Below are 16,928 nucleotides of genomic sequence, written 5' to 3'. Positions count from 1 at the left end.
ATTAAGGGATTGTCGGAACAGATAAGGAACCGCTTACAACGGACAATGGAGAACGGATACCAGACACTCATTATGCCTGTTAAGGTTGTGATGCCACAACTGGGGGAAAGTATTGCAGAGGGAACCGTCTTGAAATGGTTGAAGAAAGAAGGGGAACGGGTAGAGAAAGATGAGCCGCTCCTGGAAGTCAGTACAGATAAAATCGACTCTGAAATACCTTCCCCGGCGAGTGGAATTTTATCCAAAATTATGGTTCCAGAAGGAGGTGTGGTCCAGGTCGGCAAAGAAATGGCCGAAATTGCCCCCTCCGGCGAACAAGTTATGGCTAAGCCGCCTCCTCTAGAATCGGTTCCTCCCCAGGCAGGGGTTCCGCAGCCTGAGAAACCCTCTGCAGAAAAGCTTACCGAATTTAAACCGGAAAGTAAGGGAAGGGAACCCCGGCATTATTATTCTCCGGTGGTTCGAAATATCGCTCAGAAAGAAGGAATTAGCCTGGAAGAATTGGAGCAAATCCAGGGAAGCGGTCTCGGAGGAAGAGTCACCAAAGAGGATCTCCTAAAATATATCCAAGTACGGGCCCAGAAGAAAAAAGCAGAAGCAGAAAAAGAAGTCATTCCTTCTCCGGTTGAACCGGCCATCAAAATGCCTGAAAAACCTCCCGTTACTCCTACTCCACGGGTAACCCTTGAAAAAGGGGATGTGCTAATTCCCCTGACCCCGATGCGTAAGGCCATCGCCGAACATATGGTCCGTAGCGTACACACTTCCCCCCATGTCACAGCCGTTGTGGAAGTCGATATGACTGCCATTGTCAAATTCCGGGAGAAAATCAAAGAACAATTTCTCCAGAAAGAAGGGGTTAATCTCACTTACCTTCCCTTTATCATTAAAGCAACGGTGGGTGCATTAAAAGCTTATCCAATGGTCAATTCCAGTTGGTCCGACGAAGGGATCATCCTACATAAGGATATCCATATAGGAATTGCCGTAGCTTTGGAAGATGGACTTCTGGTACCTGTGATCAAAGCTGCCGATGAGAAGAGTATTTTAGGATTGGCCCGGGAAGTAGAGGACCTGGCCCGAAGAGCCAGAGAACGTAAATTAACTCCCGCCGATGTGGAAAAGGGAACCTTCAGTATCACCAATACGGGCATGTATGGAACTCTCTTTGCAACCCCCATTATCCATCAACCCCAGGCGGCAATTTTAGGCGTAGGAGCCATCGTGAAACGGCCTGTAGTTTTGGAAAATGAGGCCATCGCCATCCGCTCCATGATGTACCTGTCTCTTTCCTTTGATCATCGGATCATCGACGGAATCATAGCCGCTCAATTTATCGATAAAGTTAAACAAAATCTGGAAACCATGGACTTAACCACCCTGGAATTGCTTTAACCCGGATGAATCTGGAAGTTATACTTGGGAAGTTTCAAGATTTTAGTGCTTAAAAGGTTTTGACAATAACTTCGTACTGTTCCGGTTGACAGGAGAGGGGAATCGGACCTTTATGCTCGAAACTGAATATTCGCAATAAGAAGAAACCGTAGCTTTTCAGACACGCTCTACGGGATAGAATTGCCTCCTGGCCGGCAAACTCCCGGGAACTTTCCATCCCTCATTCGGTTTCCACTTCCTCATCGCATATCCAAAACCTATCCACCTTATATCAGGTCGGTATTGAAATAGGGTATAAATCCTTTTCTGCCTGTTATTTAAATTTTACCTTGACACTCCTTAGATTCGGCATAAAATTTGAATATTACTATTTTTAAGGTTTTTCCGAATTTTCATAGGGAGTTAAAACGGTTATGGCTACGATTACCTACAAAGTGGTAGAGCTAAATATTGTCACCGATGAAACCATTGAAGCTTCCGTCAACGAGTGGGTACGTAAAGGTTGGAACTTTGAAGGGATTCATTTTGTGGTTACACCGGCTTCGCGGAGACCCTCGATGGCTTTTATTTTCTTTATCCGGGAAGCCCCGGAAGAAGAGTAGGAGGTAAGGTATGGAAACGACCTATATCTGTGCAGAATGCCTGATGCGTCAGGCTCGAGAAGCTTGTGATCTGGCCTTTGAAGAATGGAATTCCCGCTATGAAACCATGTTATGGGCCATCGATAAACTCCAGAATTCCTTTCAAGGTGCCACGCCCGCCTTACTGGGCACCGAGATTCATAGAATGATCAAAAATGCGGCCACCGGGGACCCTTATCTGAAGTTTAAAAAGAAAAGTAATGAGGTCGCCAAACAGGTTTTTGAAATCATCTCACCGAAGGTAAAAACTCTAAGAGAGGCTTTCCTTGTAGCTACTACCAGTAACGCCATCGATGCAACGGTGGCCGACTATACGAGCTTTGAGGTAGCTGAAAATCTCATTCAACTTATCCAACAGGGCTTACAAACCGGTTTTGCCATTGATGAGAGTAAAAAACTGGAAGAAGTCCTTCAAGGGGTCGATAGTGTTTTATTCTTAACGGATAACTGTGGGGAGATTGTTTTCGATAAGCTGATCTTAAAGCGATTGGTTGAGATGGGCAAAACGGTGGTCATTTCCCCGAAAGAAGAGCCGATCCTGAATGATGCGACGGTAGAGGATGTCATGGAGATGGGTTTGGATGAGTACGGGGTAGTTATTCCCCATACCCGGGACCAGGAAGGCTTAACCCTCCAGACCATGTCGGAAGGATTCATCGATGTATGGGACAACTCGGACCTGGTCCTTGCCAAGGGAATGAGTTATTATCAGACCCTGTTTGGGGTTCGAGAGAATATCGCCTGTTTACTCAGGGCAAACTGTGAACCGGTAGCCCGGAGTCTGGGAGTTAAAAAAGGAGATAATGTACTTCTATTTTAAAATGAGAAGGTCCGATGGATAGATGCAAAAATTTTTGCTTATTGTGGCTGCGGGGCTGGGAGCCGGTTTTATAAATGCGGTCGCCGGTGGGGGTTCCTTGATCAGTTTCCCGGCTCTGTTTTTGAGCGGCTTGCCTGCTGTTATGGCAAACGCTACCAGTACGGTGGCCCTGTGGCCTGGATCTCTGGCCAGTGTTTGGGCTTATCGCTTACGTATCTGGTATAAACGAAAACAGGCCATGGCCCTTGCACTTCCTTCACTTCTGGGTGGACTTCTGGGTTCTGTTATTCTCTTACACACTCCTGAAAAAGCCTTCCGACTCATCGTCCCCTACCTTATTTTACTTGCCTGTGCCCTGCTGGTTGTACAGGGGCAGGTTGGAAGGTGGGTAACCCGGCGAACCAAAACAAATCCTAAGGGGGCTTCACGAGCCCTGTGGATCGTCCAGTTCCTCATCTCCGTTTATGGTGGTTACTTTGGTGCAGGTATTGGCATTCTCATGCTTGCCGCTATGGCTATTTTTATGCCCGAAGATTTGCAATCTGCCAATGCCCTCAAGGTTTTTTTTGCCACCCTTATCAACGGAATCGCTGCCTTTTATTTTATTTTAACCGGTGCGGCAGATCTCGGTGCTGCCGGAATTATGGCCGGAGCCTCCATTGTCGGTGGCTACGCCGGGGCCCGCCTGGCCCAGCGCTTACCTCCTAAACTGCTCCGTGCGGTTGTGGTAGGTTTTGGGATTATCATCGCCTTACGCCTCTTTTAGTATCAAAACAGGAAATCAGAGGAATCAAGAGCAGGATCGGCCCCCTTTTTGAGACAAAGGGACGAGGAGACAAGGGGACGGGGAGGCCCTTCGCCTTGTCTCCCCCTCACCCCCTCTCCTGAAGCTTCAGGAGAGGGGGTGAGGGAGAGCAGGCTCGAAGTAAAGGAAATAAATTTACCTTTGGATAACAATCAAAGGAACAAATATTTCTTCTCGACTTAAACCCCCATGGTTCCCAATATTAAACTGCTCTTTTTCACCGAGAAGAAAATCCTTGAGGATATACCGGTCCTTTAGAATGAAGGTGTAATCTCCAATTCTATCGAATAAATTTTTATGGGGTTCAAATAAGCCGAAATAATTCTTCTCGACCAATTCTTCACTTCTATAAAGCTCCCCATACTCAGCCAGATGGGTCGCTATATACTCTTCAAATTGCCTGGTTTTGGATGGACGAACATAACAATAGGCTACCCGGGGCTCTCCACATAAGGGAAGTATCAAAGTTTCAGCGAGTTTAGGATGGTTTTTTAATTGGATAACGTGGGAGGTATCGGTATCCAAAAGGCCATGATCTGCCGTAATAATTATGGTGGTATGGGTCCCTTCTATGGAGTTTAAAAACGCCGCTAATCTTTTGTTTAAATCGGCAAAATGGTCGGTAACTTCTTTACTTCTGGTCCCATACTTGTGGCACAAACGATCGAACTCGGACCAATAGGCATAAATAAACTTCCGATGGGGATGCCAGCGAATAATTCTTTTTATCTTTTTAAAGAATCCTTTCAGATTACGATAATAGACCCGTTTTGTTTTTCCCGTAGTTGCACAGGTATAGTCGGATTTGACAAAATCTTTGTGGGTCACCACATAGGAAGGGACTTTAATTTTCTCAAAGATGGACGGTTGATCGAATATTTTTCTGGGTTCAACCTGGGTTTGACTAAAGGAAACCCCACCATTTCTCGGCTTAAAGGGTAAGATGGCAGAAACCGTTCCCAGCTCTTTCAGATACATAAACCAGCCGGTAATGGCATGTTGTTGGGGTGCAAGTCCGGTGACAAAGGTGGTTAAACTGGCTGCTGTGGTGGAAGGAAATACAGAAGTCAGTTTATCTTTAAGATTTTCATAGAGGATACTTCCTTTTCCGTAATTGATTAAATATTCATAACCTAATCCATCCAAAACCATCAGGAGGAGAGTTCTGGATCCGGACCATAATTCTGGTTTTAAGGTTTCTAAAGGTTCGTAAAGGGGGGTATCTCCTAAGGATTTTGAGATGGAGCTTATTAAGTTGACGATACTTCCGTTTTGGTAGTCAGGTAAGTACATAATTTATTTTACCGCATAGGAAATCACCGTCGGCACCTTTTCTTTCCTTCTCTATCCTTGGGGGCAGGATAAGGGAGATGAAGGGGCGATGGGGAGATTTTGTGGATTTTATCCATTCGCCCCAGAAGATAAGTCAGAAACGGCCCTTTAGAAGAAGAATCGTCTTCGAACCGGTCGAGATCGTTCAATCAGCCGCATCAGTTCTGTAATACGGCGGTTCTCGGTTTGGAAGGGATTATCACACATGACCCGAACATCCAGGAGGTTTCCGATTCGGATATAGCTCCAATCCAGGTTGTAGTGGATGTTTTTTTCCTTGGCCAGTTTGATAAAGTCGCCCCGAAGTTTCGCCCGGGTATCCTGGGGTGGATTTTGCATGGCGTCTTCGATTTCTGCATCACTGCAGATGCGGGTGGCCATCCCTTCTTTTTCCAGGAGATAGTAAAGGCCTTTATCGGTTCGAATATCATGGTATTGGAGGTCGATCATGAGAACCCGATCATCTCCCCAGGAGAGGTTATACCGGTCGATATAGGTTTCAATTAATTGCTTTTTCATGACCCAATCGAGTTCTTTATTGAGCTGTTCCGGGTTTTCTTCCAGTTTGGTCAGGATATATTCCCATTTTTGGAGAATATCTTTGACCATGGGATTGAAGTCTCGAGCGCTGTAGTATCGGAGGGCCAGTTCCAGATATTCTTTTTGAATTTCCACGGCAGAGAGTTTTTTTCCGTTATCCAGCTTGATCTTTCGTTTGCAGGTAATATCACAGGAGATGTCCTTGATGGATTTTACCGGATTTCGCAGGGAGAGATCTTTGTCGATGAAGTCATCTTCGATCATTTGGAGAACCAGACCCGTAGTTCCGGTTTTCAGATAGGTCACGAACTCGGACATATTGGAGTCTCCGACGATGACGTGAAGTCGGCGGTATTTTTCCTCATCGGCATGGGGTTCATCTCGGGTATTGATGATACTCCGGTCGTTGGTGGTCGTTCCGGAGATTTTCTGACAGATATGTTGGGCCCGTTGGGAGATGTTATAATCGGCCCCCTTTCGATCCTGGAAAACCTTACCTGAGCCGGAAAAGACTTGTCGGGTGACCAGGAAGGGAATGAGTTGCTCGGCCAGGTAGTAGAAATTGGCATTTCGATCGACCAGGTAATTTTCGTGGCAGCCGTAGGAATTACCTATGAAGTCGGTATTGTTTTTAAAGATGGCCAGGTTTCCCGATATCCCTTCTTTGGCTATTTTATATTCAGCGTAGTTGAGGAGTTTTTCTAAAATACGCTCCCCGGCTTTATCATATCGAACGAGATCCAGGGGGTTGGTACATTCCGGGGTCGCATATTCGGGATGATAGCCGGTATCTTGGTAGAATCGAGCTCCATTTTCCAGGAAGACGTTCAAAAATCCTTCCGTTGTGACCAGTTGTTCAAAGAGGTATCGGACTACCTTTTCAACTGGGAGGGTTTTACGTCCGTTGGAGGTAAAAATAATACCATATTCACTTTCTAACCCGTAAATTCGTTTTTCCATACGCCACTAAAGATAACTTTTCATAAGGTCTCGTATCTCCGCGGGGGGGATACGTTTAAACTTCCTTCCTGGACGATTCCTGTCCAGGATCGCGACCTCAAGATTCGTTTCACTGATCGGTTTATTTTCCACGACTCTAAGGGCTTTTTGACTCAGCCACAAAGCATCTGCCAAGGAACTATTTTCCCGATACTGTTCTTTTAAAAAACGGGTTACTTCTTCCGCTTGACCTCCAATCACCGCAAATTGCTTCCGATCGCTGATACTACCGTCGAAAAGGATATGGTACATGGCATTTTCCGACTGAACTTCTCCGACTTCCACAACCAAGATTTCGATTTCTAAGGGTTTAACTTCCTGGGTGAAGACATTTCCTATTGCCTGAGAATAGGCTTCCGCTAGGGACTTCGCCGTGACATCTTCTCGACTGTAGATATATCCTTTGGTATCGGCATATCTCACGCCGGATTTACGCAAATTTTCAAACTCGCTGTATTTACCTACCCCGGCAAAAGCGATCCGATCGTAGATTTCCCATATTTTATGCAGGGAGGAACTCGGGTTCTCGGCGGTGAGGATAATACCATCTCGGTATTCCATAGCCACCAGAGATTTACCCTTGGCGATTCCTTTTCGGGCGTACTCCGCCTTATCCTGCATCATCTGTTCCGGTGAGACGTAATAGGGTAAAACCATAGGGACCTGTTATCCGTTGTTCGTTGTTTACTGCAAAGGATCCTTTGCAGTGGATAAAAACAACGGACAACGGACGGCGGACTATTGATTTTTGCGACTTTCTATAATCGCCTTACAAATAGATGCAACGGTTGTTTCTGGTACATCCATGATACCCTGTTCGGTAATTTTTTTGACGGTAGGGTAAATCCCTCGAACCAGATCCGGTCCACCAGTTCCTACATCTTCTTCCGACGCATCAATGAGAGCTTCCAGAGCTACTTTAAGAGCTTCTTCTTCCTGGAGTCCTCTCCGGTAGAGCTTCTTCATGGTATTGCGGGCGTCTTTCCCACCAGAACCCGTGGCATAAAATTCCTCCTCTTCGTACTTTCCACCGACTACATCGTACTTAAAGATCCGACCTTCTTTTCGCTTGAGGTCGTAGCCGGCAAAAATAGGAATCACGATCAAGCCTTGAAAGGCTGCCGGGAGATTCTGCCTGATCATTTGGGCCAATCGATTCGCTTTACCTTCCAGGGTTAATCGCTCCCCTTCGAGTTTCTCATAATGTTCCAACTCTACTTGAAACAAGCGCGCCATGTCAATGGCAGGACCTGCGGCGCCAGCGATGGCCATTGCAGAGTAATCATCGGTTTTATAAACCTTCTCCATAGTTCTGGAAGAAATCTGAGGTCCTTCAATGGCCCGACGATCCCCTGCAATGAGGACTCCATTTTGATACCTTAAGGCCAGGATGGTAGTCCCGTGAGGTACGGACACAGAATCCTCGCTCAGGAGTGTGGGATCACTCCTGTAGGTAGGGAGTAAGTGAGGATAATCAATTTTTAAAAGTTCAAAAAAGCTGGAACCATCATATTGGGTCTTGAGAATCATCGCAAGTTTTGAGGATTTTAGATTTCAGATCCTGAAGATCTGTAATCTGCTACCTAGAGATTATTCTCCCCCTCTTTGGACATAACTTTTCACGAATTCCTCTGCATTCTCTTCGAGTACCTCATCGATTTCATCCATGAGCTTATCCAGATCCTTTTTAATCTTTTCACCTTTCTCGGCAACTCCCGTTCCGGTTCTCTCACTTTTCTCTTGTTGAGGTGCTTCGGGTTTTTTAACTTTTTTCTGTTGATCGGTACTGGCAGTTATCACATGGAAGAAAGTCTCAGGGTTACTTTCCGGTTGGCGACCTAAAAAGTTTAGAGATGTCATAGTTATTCTCCTTAAAATCTAAAGTGCCTACAGTGTCTGAAGTGGAAAACCCAACTTCAAGCACTTGCAAACTTTAGCTTACTTTAGTTCCTTCTCTGGGGTTAAGCTGCAAGATTCTTCAACAATTCTTTAGCCGTTGCAGAGCGTTCAAGAAGCTCCTGGACATGGGCTTTGGATCCTTTCGCCGGTTCTGACATGAGAACTCTCTTAATAGAAACCTCATCGACACTAAAGGACAAAGCACTCCAACTCACCCCGAATATTTCCGATCGATACTTTCGTAAGCAGCTTCCGCGAAAATAAGCCCGGGTGTCGATGGGGGGATTCTCAACGGCCTCTAAAATCTCCGCATCATTTAAAATACGCTCAACTCCTCCTTGTTTTAGTAATAGATAATATAATCCCTTTTCAGGACGAACGTCATGGTACTGGAGATCCATCATAAGAACTTTGGAATCCGTCCAGTTACAGCCACGACTCTTCATATAATTTGTGATCAGGTATTTTTTAATTACCCAATCAATTTCCCGGTTCAGCTGGTCCGGTTCCTCTTCCAATTTGGTCAGTACCCTTTCCCATCTTGCCAGAATATCTTCTGTGATAGGATTCTTCTCTTGCTGACTGGCATACTTTTTAGCTAACTCCAGATATTCCTTCTGAATTTGAATCGCCGTGAATTTTTTACCATTATCTAACTGGACCTTCTTCTTACAGGTGATATCGTGGGAAATATCCCGGATCGCCTTCACCGGGTTACGAAGCGTCAGGTCTTTATCAATGAACTTATCTTCAATCATTTTGAGAACCAGGGCCGTGGTTCCGACTTTCAGATACGTGGTAACCTCCGACATGTTGGAGTCCCCTACAATCACATGTAACCTTCGGTATTTTTCACGGTCTGCATGGGGTTCATCCCGGGTATTAATAATGGGTCTTTTGACCATGGTATCCAGACCTATTTCGGTTTCGAAAAAGTCGGCTCTTTGAGAAATCTGATAATCTACCGGATCACTGTCATTTTCGAATCCCACCTTGCCGGCTCCCGTAAAGATCTGCCGAGATATTAAGAAAGGAGTCAGGTGAGTAACAATGAGTTCGAAGGGGGTTTTTCGATCCATGAGGTAGTTCTCATGGTATCCGTAACTGTTCCCTTTCCGGTCGCTGTTATTCTTATAGATGAGAATCTCTTCCCCGGCCGGGATCAGTTGGTTGGCCTGCATCCGGCTGACATTAACGATCCATTCTCCAGCTTTCTCATATTTAACCAAATCTCGGGCATTGGAACATTCCGGGGTGGAAAATTCAGGATGGGCATGATCCACATAGTACCGTGCTCCGTTATCCAGGACTTTGTTGATGGCTGCATTGTCTTTTTCTCGAGGGGCTTCTATCTTTCTTTCTACTTTGAACCCCCGGGCATCGACCAGGGGATTCTCTTGGTCGTAATCCCAGATAATTTTAACCGTAGGGTCCGGTTGATAGCTATTTACCAGGAGCATGGAATGGGATATTGCATCGAATTCCACATCGTTTTTAGTCGTAATTCCATATTCCGTCTCAGTGCCTATGATCTTTTCAATAGCCATAAAAAAAATGTCTGAAGGGACAAAGCATTCACTCATGGGTTATACCCCATGGTTTTCCCTGTGAATGCTTTGCCCCTACGTAACCCTACAAATATTGTCCTGCTGTGATGTTTTCTATGCTGCGTCCACCGCCACCTTTTTCACCCCCCAACAGGGTTCGTACATTGACAATCTTTTCACCCTTTCGACCGGAAATCTTAGCCCAATCATCTGGATTGGTGGTGTTGGGTAAATCTTCATTCTCTTTGTACTCGTCTCGAACAGCCTCCAGAAGATCCTCAGACTTGATTCCCCATTCTCCTTTTTCTATATATCGCTTCAACGCTCTTTTCTTAGCTCTTCGGACAATATTTTCGATCATGGCACCGCTGGCAAAATCTTTAAAATAGAAAACCTCTTTTTCTCCCTTGGCATAAGTCACTTCCAGGAATTTGTTCTCATCGTCGGTACTATACATCCGCTCGGCAGTTTTATCAATGAGATATTTAACGGTCTTCTCCCGATCATGGTTGAATCGTGCCAGTTCCTCTTCATGGAGAGGAAGATCTGGCGTTAAATAAATCGCAAAAATGGCCTTGGCCCCCTCTAAATTAGGACGGTCTATTTTAATCTTGATATCGAGCCGACCCGGTCTTAAAACTGCAGGATCAATCAGATCCTGCCGGTTGGTGGCTCCAATTACAATAACATTCCCTAAGGATTCTACTCCATCGATCTCCGAGAGGAATTGGGCAACCACCGTAGCTTCCATATCTGAAGAAATCCCGGAACCCCGGAGCCGGAAGAGAGAATCCATCTCATCGAAGAAAACAATCACCGGAGAGTCCTCCTTGGACTTCTCCTTGGCTTTTTTAAAGACCTCTCGGATCTTATACTCTGTTTCTCCGACATACTTGTTAAGGAGTTCGGGGCCTTTAACATTCAGGAAGTAACTCTTGGTTTTAACCCCCGTTTTCTTCTCCATTTGCTTAGCCAGACTGTTGGCTACTGCCTTCGCAATAAGGGTTTTTCCACACCCCGGAGGACCATACAGAAGAATCCCTTTCGGGGGGGTCAATTTATGTTTCTTGAATTCTTCAGGATAAATATAGGGAAGCTCAATGGCATCCCGAATCTCTTCGATCTGTTTATCTAATCCCCCGATATCGGCATAGGTAATATTGGGGACCTCCTCTAAAACCACTTCTTCTACCTGGGATTTGGGTAGTTTTTCAATGGCATAGTTGGAGCGAGGATTAATCATCAGATGATCCCCGATATTGATCTTCTCCTTTCTTAGTTTATCCGAGAGCTGAATCACCCGCTCTTCATCGGCCCGACCTATTACAATAACCCGATCTTCACCTAAAATATCTTTAACCTGGACTACTTCCCCTCTGGTATCATAGCCGGCAACATCCACCACATTCAGGGCTTCGTTGAGTACTAACTGTTGACCTCTCTGAATTTGACTGGTATCAATCCCAGGTCTTACGTTTACTTTGAGCCTTCTCCCCTCCAGGTCGATATCGATGGTATGGTCATCATTACTCTCTATAAAAGTTCCATAACTGTTGGGAGGTGCACAAAGTTTGTCAACCTCCTCCTTTAATTCTTGAATCTGAATCTTAGATTCTTGTAGAATCCCTACCAGTTTCTCATTCTGCCTTTTGGCTTCCGCCAATTGTTCTTTGGTTCGGTAATATTTCCTTCTTAAAATTTCAAATTCACCGAGGTTTTTTTCCAGTTTTCTTGTCAACTCCTCAGATTCACTCTCGAGAAGCTTTATTTGATTCTGGAGTTCCTGGCTTTCCCGTTCACATTGAGATAGGCGATATCTCAAAGAGGCCTCGCTCATGGGAATATGGGAGGATAGCTTTTTCATCGTGTCTCTCATGAAACTTTTCTTATCCTGGTCTCTGTAGGAGTTGTCCATACCTTACTCACCTCTTAAAGTTTATTGAAGGAAGTTACCTTTTGGGGAAAACTTCTTTCGTCTTATAAAATCAAGCTTTTACAGGTGAACTTCTGACAGTCCGATCCTGCTAGTATCTATAGTGATATATTAGCATCTTTTTCCCTCATGTCAAGTCTAAAAACGAATCTGAAAAGAGTTATGAAAACCCGAAAATGTTGGTTTTTGATTATCCTGAAATTGTAACAAACCAGATTCCCACTCGGAATCCAGGATCCCTGGCCTGCTACGAACAGATCCCACATACCTGGTCGAAGAACTCACCTAAAAATAACACCCTGTAAGGCTAAGGAGAAGACGATATTTTTCTCTTGACGAGGCCTGTATTAGTTGATACCGTAAACACTTACCTAAGTCTTGAATCGGAACGGTGGTAGCAATACGGTCCATTTTTCCTGTACAGACCGCTCTCTATAGCTGCCTTGCTCTATATGAGGATCTTGCTTGAGGAAATCCTCATTAGATCATCCTTGTAAAAACTCGTGAAACTGAAAATACTGTAAACGGCTAGCTATCAGCATAAAACGTAAAACGTAATTCTTAAAGCATCAACCTCCTAACAAAGAGTCTCTAGTTTTTTACGATTTACGTCTTATTCCCTAAAGGCTGATCGCTACGCTTACCTGATATGGGAGCCTTTATTGCAAGTGTCTTCTCTGCCTTATTAGGAATTCTGTTGTTCATCCTGGCCTATAAGGTCTACGATCTCATCGTTCCCTTTGATTTAACCAAAGAGCTGGAGGAAGATCAAAATATTGCCGTCGGCATTGTCATTGCCGGTATGATCATCGGTATTTCTATTATTATTGCAGCAACAATCATGCCAGCTCCTCAAATTGTGATGCCAAAATAAAACAAAATAAAGGAGGTGTGGACTTGCCTGAACCTTTACAGGTAAGGATTCTACCAGGTGGGTGAACCAAATCTTGACCAAGCAACAAATTTTATTTCTGGTTATTCTCATCGTTTTACTTATCTCGGTATTAAAAATTACAAGGATTTTTGTGGGGGTGATTATCCATGCAACTTTATGGCAGGCTATCTTCGCCTTTGCCGTTATGATTACCCTTATTTATGCGATTTACGATCTCTTAGGGTAAAGAATTCTTCGTGGGGTTTACAACTCCCCAGGAGTTACAAGAATGACGAACAAACAACTAAAAGGTAAAGAACTTCTCCATAAGGTTTGCAGCCCCTCAAGGGTTTTGAAGGTTTACCGGGAGTCAAAATCATCCTCCCTTCTACCCAGGGAGGCTCTGAAAAGCCTTCCGGTTTTTGGTTGCCCAGAAAAAACCTTAAATCCGATCTTTGTTAGAATTAGAAGCCGGTGTTATGATCCTGACGCAGGAGCAAAATGCCTGGAGATCCATCCAAGGCAGACTCGAGGTTTCTATAGCTAAAAACCTGACGGTGCTTTAGCCAGGAAGTAAAAGTAAGAATTCCCTGCTTTCTCATTCTTGCTTCTTACTTCTTGAACCTAAAACCCAGAACTTTGCATAATGCAGAAACTGAGAATTTCTACTGAGGTGGTCGGTCCTCACAAGGACATTGTCAAAATAAAAGTGAGTGGCTTTTTAGATGCCCATACGGTTCCAGAAATGGAAGAGGTTGTGCAATCTCTGATAGAAAAAGGCCTCTACAAAATGATTGTGGATCTGGAGGAGCTTTCTTACATTAGTAGTGCCGGATTAGGAGTTTTTATGAGTGTCATTGGAGATATTCGAGACAATCGCGGAGATATCATTCTCATCCGGATACCGCCTAAGATCTTCAAGGTGTTTGATCTCTTGGGATTTACCGAGATTTTTACCACGCTAAATCAAGAAGAAGAAGCCATCCTGGCCTTTACTAAGGAATGAAACCTAAGACGTGAAGCCGAGGGCCTCTCCAGGGAATCCCAAAGGTAAGGCTCAAAATGCCGATATCTCGTTTTAGCTTTTACGTTTCAGGTTTTACGTTCAAAGATGAAGCAGGAAGGCAGAAGAATTGTATTCAGCATACCCGGTGAAACCGATTATCTGATTCAGATTCGATCCCTGATATCTAAGGTTGCTTCGGAAGCCGGATTGGCCGAAGAAGAACTTTATAAGGTTGAAACGGCGGTGGATGAAGCCTGTGCCAATGTTATTGAACACGCCTATGAAGGAGAGAAAGAAAGCAAACCTATTCAGATCTGCCTGGAAGTAACCCCTTCCAGGTTAGTGGTCTCGGTTAAAGATTATGGAAAGACGTTTAACCCCGGCGCCATAAAGCCGCCGGACCTTCCAAAACTTATTACAGAGAAAAGAGATGGCGGCCTGGGATTATTTCTGCTTCAATCCCTGATGGATGAGATCAACTATACCTCAGACCCCTGGGGTTACAACCAACTTACCATGATAAAATACCTTAAGCCTAAACAACGGCATGGTCCCGATGTTTAAAGGGACTCCGCCTGGCTATTCGGGAACAGATATGGCTAAATTTTATAGACTTCTTTTAGTCAGCTTTTCTCTTCTTCCTGTTGGATGTGCCGGCGATTCTCCTTTCCAGAAAGGTCAGATCCTTTACAACTCGGGGAGATACCTTGAAGCGATCTACCAGTGGGAAAAGGTACCTCCCCAGGATAAAAATTACCTGCAGGCTCAGCTCAAAATCAGTCAGACAAAGCGAGAATTAGATCAAAAAGATACCCTGTATACCCAGTATCTTCGTAGAGGAGAACGGCTGGAAAAAGCGGAAGATTTACGCGGGGCTATGGAGATGTATGAAAAGGCAATTCAAGTCGCACCCTACCAGAAAAATCAGCTCTCTCAGAAGATCACTCAACTCACCGCCAAAAAGCAGGCCTTAATGGAACGGGCTTTTCGGTCGGGGGAGGATTTTTTTAAAAATAAAGATTATCAAAACGCCAGAGCCCAGTGGAAGAAAGTTCTTCGTCTGGATCCTTCCCACACTCAAGCCCGGCAACGTCTCAAGGAAACAGATTGGATCGAGAACTCCAATGATCAGGTTTTTTACCGTCGAGGGGTCGAGCTTTACAGGCAAAAGCTTTTAAATGCGGCTAAACGGGAATTTGAAAAAGCCTTAAGCCTTAACCCCAATAACCCCGACGCAGCTCAATATCTGGAGGCTATTTCTAAGGTCCAATCGGTTCCCTATAGAGTTAAAAAAGGAGATACCCTGACCGGTATCGCCAAAACCCAAATGGGGAAGGCCGAGGATGTAAAAATTCTGGCAGACTTTAACCATCTTCGGGTAACCTCTCCGGTGAGGCCGGGAGAAATCCTTCACATCCCTTCCTTCCAGGATTTTAAGGCGGTCGCCTTGAAAGAGGAATCCCGCCGGGGCGTACAGGAATCACCTGTGGAAACCATGGCAAAAGAGGAACCGATGCCCAAAGAGGAAAACCCAATGAAAGAAGAGAGTCCGAAGACACCCGATCTTTCGGAACAGATTCAAAGGATCCTGGAAAGAGGTCGTTCCTATAAAGAACAGGGAGAATATGCCGAGGCCATTGCAGAGTTTGAAAAAATCTTAAACTTAGACCCCCATCATCCTCAAGCCCAGGCTTATTTAGAGGAAACCCGAGAAGCTCTGCAAAAGCAGATCGCCTTCCATTTAAACCAGGGAATTCAGTATTTCAACGATCAGGAGCTGGAAAAAGCCATTGCCGAGTGGGATAAGGTGCTTGCCCTCAATCCAGACAATCCAAAAGCCAGGGATTATCAAAAGAAGGCTTATGCTCTACTGGAAAAACTGCGGGCTCTTCAAAATTCCAAAAATCAACCCCCATAGAACAGGGAGAATCCTTTTATTCCGGATCGACCAGTGGAAAGCAGAGGAAGATGACAAAAGGGGTTCAGCCCCCTGGTTTAGAACCCTGTCGGATCAGGACTTTCCGATCGATCACGCTAAGAAAATTTATCGTAGATAAGACCATGACTTTAAAACCGTTTTCATGGGAAACTTCCCACCTGGTCAGCATGGACCAATTCCAACGGGAAGATATAGAACTTATTTTCAAGAGAACGCAAGAACTTGAAACAAACCTTTTTCCTGTGGATAGGGAGAAATTCTCCCAAATGGTCCTGGCCTCTCTTTTCTTTGAGCCGAGCACAAGGACACGACTTAGTTTTGAGGTTGCCATGCTACGGCTTGGAGGACAGGTGTTAAAATTACCCGATGTCGAAAACCTCTCCCTTTCTAAAGGAGAATCCTTGGAAGATACAATCCGGGTCCTGGGAGCGTATGCCAACGTCATTATTCTGCGCCATCCTTCAGAAGAAGCCCTTGGATTAGCCTGCCGGTACTCTTCTGTTCCCATTATCAATGCCGGGGATGGCTGCGATGAACACCCGACCCAGGCACTCTTAGATCTTTACACGATTCAAAAGGAGAAGGGTTCCATCGATGGATTAAAGATAGCCATCGTGGGAGATCTCAGGCATGCCCGTGTGGTTCATTCTCTTTTGAAGGGACTGGCAAAATTTAAAGTAGATCTCAAACTAGTTTCCCCGCCGGAACTCAAAGTCCCGGAACCTTTTTTAAAGAAATTAGAAGAACAAAACCTGAACTATGTGGAAACTCCGGATCTGGAGAGTGTTATCGGAGACGTTGATATTCTCTATGTGGTAATGCTCCAGCATCATCGAATCTCAGATCCACATCAGGTGGAACAGTTGAAGAAGAAGTATTACGTCATCGATCGAAAGTTGGTCCAGAAGGGCCAAAGCAATCTTATAATTTTGCATCCCATGGTTCGACGCGAAGAGCTTTCACCTGAGGTCGATGAACTCCCCCAGGCAGCTTATTTTCGGCAGGTGAGGAACGGAGTGAGCGTAAGGATGGCCCTATTGAGCTTGATGCTGGGATAGGTCGCCTCTTATCCATCCCCTCTGAAGGGGCTGGATCCTGGGTAGGAGCAACCTTATACGCATCAAGCTAAGGATCAGACCTGGAGCTTAGAGGATCCTATGATCCTGTCTCCCCTGGCGTAAGCCAGGGGCTATCCACA

General features: G+C 45.1%; 18 protein-coding genes. 10 read left to right on the top strand and 8 right to left on the bottom strand.

Annotation, left to right across the window (positions count from 1 at the left end; translation table 11 throughout):
- The first annotated feature begins 72 nt into the window (after window positions 1-72).
- Window positions 73-1,395: a dihydrolipoamide acetyltransferase family protein gene (locus VNM22_12410; protein ID HWP47958.1), complete on the top strand. Its 1,323-nt coding sequence runs from the start codon at window positions 73-75 to the stop codon at window positions 1,393-1,395.
- A gap of 49 nt (window positions 1,396-1,444) precedes the next feature.
- On the opposite strand, the gene VNM22_12405 is transcribed toward VNM22_12410, so the two are convergent.
- Window positions 1,445-1,612 carry a hypothetical protein gene (locus VNM22_12405; GenBank protein ID HWP47957.1) on the bottom strand — a complete coding sequence of 56 codons (168 nt, stop codon included), beginning with the start codon at window positions 1,610-1,612 and terminating at the stop codon, window positions 1,445-1,447.
- A gap of 196 nt (window positions 1,613-1,808) precedes the next feature.
- Here VNM22_12405 and VNM22_12400 point away from each other — a divergent pair, with 196 nt between their 5' ends.
- From VNM22_12400 to VNM22_12390, 3 genes are read left to right on the top strand one after another with little or no spacing between them, the layout of a single operon-like run.
- Window positions 1,809-1,997, top strand: coding sequence for a hypothetical protein (locus VNM22_12400; protein ID HWP47956.1), 189 nt, complete (start codon window positions 1,809-1,811; stop codon window positions 1,995-1,997).
- 10 nt (window positions 1,998-2,007) lie between these two features.
- On the top strand, window positions 2,008-2,856 hold the full coding sequence (locus VNM22_12395; GenBank protein ID HWP47955.1) for an ARMT1-like domain-containing protein: 849 nt from the start codon (window positions 2,008-2,010) through the stop codon (window positions 2,854-2,856).
- A gap of 22 nt (window positions 2,857-2,878) precedes the next feature.
- Entirely contained in the window at window positions 2,879-3,622 is a 744-nt protein-coding gene (locus VNM22_12390; protein HWP47954.1) for a sulfite exporter TauE/SafE family protein, read from the top strand.
- 174 nt (window positions 3,623-3,796) lie between these two features.
- Here the strand turns inward: VNM22_12390 and VNM22_12385 are convergent, their stop codons facing one another.
- The 7 genes from VNM22_12385 to arc form a co-directional block, all read right to left on the bottom strand.
- On the bottom strand, window positions 3,797-4,954 hold the full coding sequence (locus VNM22_12385; protein HWP47953.1) for an alkaline phosphatase family protein: 1,158 nt from the start codon (window positions 4,952-4,954) through the stop codon (window positions 3,797-3,799).
- A 147-nt stretch (window positions 4,955-5,101) separates the two neighbouring features.
- Window positions 5,102-6,493, bottom strand: a complete 1,392-nt coding sequence (locus VNM22_12380) for a proteasome accessory factor PafA2 family protein (GenBank protein ID HWP47952.1) — start codon at window positions 6,491-6,493, stop codon at window positions 5,102-5,104.
- A gap of 6 nt (window positions 6,494-6,499) precedes the next feature.
- Window positions 6,500-7,189, bottom strand: coding sequence for a proteasome subunit alpha (gene prcA / locus VNM22_12375; GenBank protein HWP47951.1), 690 nt, complete (start codon window positions 7,187-7,189; stop codon window positions 6,500-6,502).
- Window positions 7,190-7,270: 81 nt separating this feature from the next.
- Window positions 7,271-7,948, bottom strand: coding sequence for a proteasome subunit beta (prcB, locus tag VNM22_12370; GenBank protein HWP47950.1), 678 nt, complete (start codon window positions 7,946-7,948; stop codon window positions 7,271-7,273).
- Between the two features lie 174 nt (window positions 7,949-8,122).
- A complete protein-coding gene (locus tag VNM22_12365) occupies window positions 8,123-8,392 on the bottom strand; it encodes a ubiquitin-like protein Pup (protein HWP47949.1) in 270 nt (89 codons plus the stop codon).
- 101 nt (window positions 8,393-8,493) lie between these two features.
- The gene (gene dop / locus VNM22_12360; GenBank protein HWP47948.1) at window positions 8,494-10,014 is read right to left on the bottom strand and encodes a depupylase/deamidase Dop; all 1,521 of its coding nucleotides are present in this window, start codon (window positions 10,012-10,014) and stop codon (window positions 8,494-8,496) included.
- A 49-nt stretch (window positions 10,015-10,063) separates the two neighbouring features.
- Complete coding sequence (gene arc / locus VNM22_12355) at window positions 10,064-11,842, bottom strand: proteasome ATPase (protein ID HWP47947.1); 1,779 nt, start codon at window positions 11,840-11,842, stop codon at window positions 10,064-10,066.
- 718 nt (window positions 11,843-12,560) lie between these two features.
- On the opposite strand from arc, the gene VNM22_12350 reads away from it, so the two are divergent.
- The 6 genes from VNM22_12350 (at window position 12,561) to pyrB (ending at window position 16,788) form a co-directional block, all read left to right on the top strand.
- Window positions 12,561-12,785: a DUF350 domain-containing protein gene (locus VNM22_12350; GenBank protein HWP47946.1), complete on the top strand. Its 225-nt coding sequence runs from the start codon at window positions 12,561-12,563 to the stop codon at window positions 12,783-12,785.
- A gap of 61 nt (window positions 12,786-12,846) precedes the next feature.
- Window positions 12,847-13,032: a hypothetical protein gene (locus VNM22_12345; GenBank protein ID HWP47945.1), complete on the top strand. Its 186-nt coding sequence runs from the start codon at window positions 12,847-12,849 to the stop codon at window positions 13,030-13,032.
- Window positions 13,033-13,431: 399 nt separating this feature from the next.
- A complete protein-coding gene (locus VNM22_12340) occupies window positions 13,432-13,791 on the top strand; it encodes an STAS domain-containing protein (protein HWP47944.1) in 360 nt (119 codons plus the stop codon).
- A gap of 105 nt (window positions 13,792-13,896) precedes the next feature.
- Window positions 13,897-14,355, top strand: a complete 459-nt coding sequence (locus VNM22_12335) for an ATP-binding protein (GenBank protein ID HWP47943.1) — start codon at window positions 13,897-13,899, stop codon at window positions 14,353-14,355.
- Between the two features lie 31 nt (window positions 14,356-14,386).
- On the top strand, window positions 14,387-15,709 hold the full coding sequence (locus tag VNM22_12330) for a tetratricopeptide repeat protein (protein HWP47942.1): 1,323 nt from the start codon (window positions 14,387-14,389) through the stop codon (window positions 15,707-15,709).
- Window positions 15,710-15,759: 50 nt separating this feature from the next.
- Window positions 15,760-16,788, top strand: a complete 1,029-nt coding sequence (gene pyrB / locus VNM22_12325) for an aspartate carbamoyltransferase (protein ID HWP47941.1) — start codon at window positions 15,760-15,762, stop codon at window positions 16,786-16,788.
- The last annotated feature ends 140 nt before the right edge of the window (window positions 16,789-16,928 follow it).

This window comes from Candidatus Limnocylindrales bacterium, from assembly GCA_035559535.1.
Taxonomy (GTDB): domain Bacteria; phylum Moduliflexota; class Moduliflexia; order Moduliflexales; family JAUQPW01; genus JAUQPW01.
This window is presented reverse-complemented; position numbering and strand designations above follow the sequence as displayed.

What these genes read in the sequence shown, in the direction of transcription:
- prcA (HWP47951.1), bottom strand. Translation starts at nt 7,189, where the DNA reads ATGGTTTTACCCTATTACGTCTCACCGGAACAGATGATGCAGGATAAG.
- pyrB (HWP47941.1), top strand. Translation starts at nt 15,760, where the DNA reads ATGACAAAAGGGGTTCAGCCCCCTGGTTTAGAACCCTGTCGGATCAGG.
- VNM22_12380 (HWP47952.1), bottom strand. Translation starts at nt 6,493, where the DNA reads ATGGAAAAACGAATTTACGGGTTAGAAAGTGAATATGGTATTATTTTT.
- dop (HWP47948.1), bottom strand. Translation starts at nt 10,014, where the DNA reads ATGAGTGAATGCTTTGTCCCTTCAGACATTTTTTTTATGGCTATTGAA.
- VNM22_12405 (HWP47957.1), bottom strand. Translation starts at nt 1,612, where the DNA reads ATGGAAAGTTCCCGGGAGTTTGCCGGCCAGGAGGCAATTCTATCCCGT.
- VNM22_12335 (HWP47943.1), top strand. Translation starts at nt 13,897, where the DNA reads ATGAAGCAGGAAGGCAGAAGAATTGTATTCAGCATACCCGGTGAAACC.
- VNM22_12330 (HWP47942.1), top strand. Translation starts at nt 14,387, where the DNA reads ATGGCTAAATTTTATAGACTTCTTTTAGTCAGCTTTTCTCTTCTTCCT.
- VNM22_12410 (HWP47958.1), top strand. Translation starts at nt 73, where the DNA reads ATGCCTGTTAAGGTTGTGATGCCACAACTGGGGGAAAGTATTGCAGAG.
- VNM22_12400 (HWP47956.1), top strand. Translation starts at nt 1,809, where the DNA reads ATGGCTACGATTACCTACAAAGTGGTAGAGCTAAATATTGTCACCGAT.
- VNM22_12350 (HWP47946.1), top strand. Translation starts at nt 12,561, where the DNA reads ATGGGAGCCTTTATTGCAAGTGTCTTCTCTGCCTTATTAGGAATTCTG.
- VNM22_12390 (HWP47954.1), top strand. Translation starts at nt 2,879, where the DNA reads ATGCAAAAATTTTTGCTTATTGTGGCTGCGGGGCTGGGAGCCGGTTTT.
- VNM22_12385 (HWP47953.1), bottom strand. Translation starts at nt 4,954, where the DNA reads ATGTACTTACCTGACTACCAAAACGGAAGTATCGTCAACTTAATAAGC.
- arc (HWP47947.1), bottom strand. Translation starts at nt 11,842, where the DNA reads ATGAAAAAGCTATCCTCCCATATTCCCATGAGCGAGGCCTCTTTGAGA.
- VNM22_12340 (HWP47944.1), top strand. Translation starts at nt 13,432, where the DNA reads ATGCAGAAACTGAGAATTTCTACTGAGGTGGTCGGTCCTCACAAGGAC.
- VNM22_12365 (HWP47949.1), bottom strand. Translation starts at nt 8,392, where the DNA reads ATGACATCTCTAAACTTTTTAGGTCGCCAACCGGAAAGTAACCCTGAG.
- VNM22_12395 (HWP47955.1), top strand. Translation starts at nt 2,008, where the DNA reads ATGGAAACGACCTATATCTGTGCAGAATGCCTGATGCGTCAGGCTCGA.